This window comes from Endozoicomonas sp. ISHI1 (assembly GCF_024606225.1).
GTDB lineage: Bacteria > Pseudomonadota > Gammaproteobacteria > Pseudomonadales > Endozoicomonadaceae > Endozoicomonas_A.
This window is the reverse complement of record NZ_JAGRPU010000142.1, coordinates 1-1121: the sequence shown is the minus strand read 5'-3', so window position 1 is coordinate 1121 and position 1121 is coordinate 1. Positions and strand designations below refer to the sequence as shown.

At 45.4% G+C, this 1121-nt stretch carries 1 protein-coding gene; it reads left to right on the top strand.

What is annotated here, in order from left to right:
* Nucleotides 1-1121, top strand: a 1121-nt coding sequence (locus tag KBW69_RS23420) for a transposase (RefSeq protein ID WP_257282548.1), incomplete at both ends; no start/stop codon positions are given.

Sequence of the window (1121 nt, the reverse complement as noted above, 5' to 3'; positions counted from 1 at the left end):
GACCGACAAAACAACAAGCCGATTATCTTGATAGGGCTTGTGGTTCTCGTCGTCATGCGTTCAATCAACTGTTAGCCCATTTCAGTCAAGAAGGCGTTAAATGGTCAAAGAAGGCTGCGAATGAAAAATACAAAGAACTCAGGCTTGAGTTTCCCTGGTATGCCGAAGTCAGTCAGCGTGTAACCAGGAACACAATCGACGATCTTGATGATGCCTTTGCTCGCTTCTTTCGTGGGGTGGAGAAAGGAGAAAAAGCCGGTTATCCAAGATTCAAGAAGCGAGGACTACACGACAGGTTTTCTCTCAGAGAAAAACCCAAGTTCGATGTTGATGGCAGAACACTTCGCATTGAGAAACTGAAAACCCGCATCAATATGCGCCAAGAGCTGAGATTCACAGGAACACCCTGTCAGGTGACGATCAGTAAACGAGCCGGAAAGTATTTCGCTTCTATTTTGGTAGACACTCAGGATTACAACCCAAAAGCACAAACCAATGAGTCTGTAGGCGTTGATTTTGGCATCAAAGATTTAGCTATTTGCTCGAATGGCAAAACCTTTGCTGCTAATCAGAAACTGAAATGCTCTCTGAAACGCCTGAACAGGAAACAGAAGGCGTTAAGCCGCAAAACAAAGGGAAGCAACCGCTATGCGAAAGCCAAGCGAGCGGTGGCCAAACTGCATTACCGGATAAGTAACCAGCGATCAGCCGTACTGCATGAGGTAAGTGATTATCTGACTTCAAGATTCAAAATAATCACCATCGAAAATCTGAATGTAAAAGGCATGGTGAAAAACCGCAAACTGGCAAGAGCAATCAGTGACGCAGGTTTCGGTAAGCTGAGAGAACTTGTTGAATACAAGGCAGAGCTGAGAGGATGTCAGGTTGTGATTGCAGATCGGTTCTTTCCCAGCTCGAAGAAATGTGCGGTTCATACTTGCGACTACATAAATGACAATCTCACTCTGTCTGACCGTGAGTGGCGGTGTCCAAAATGTAAAACTCTGCATGACAGAGATTACAGTGCGAGTTTGAACCTTGATAATTATGGTCGAGACACGTTACAGCTCGACGTTAAACCCTACGCAAGAGTGGAGTTAGACACGATTCGTCGTGCATCC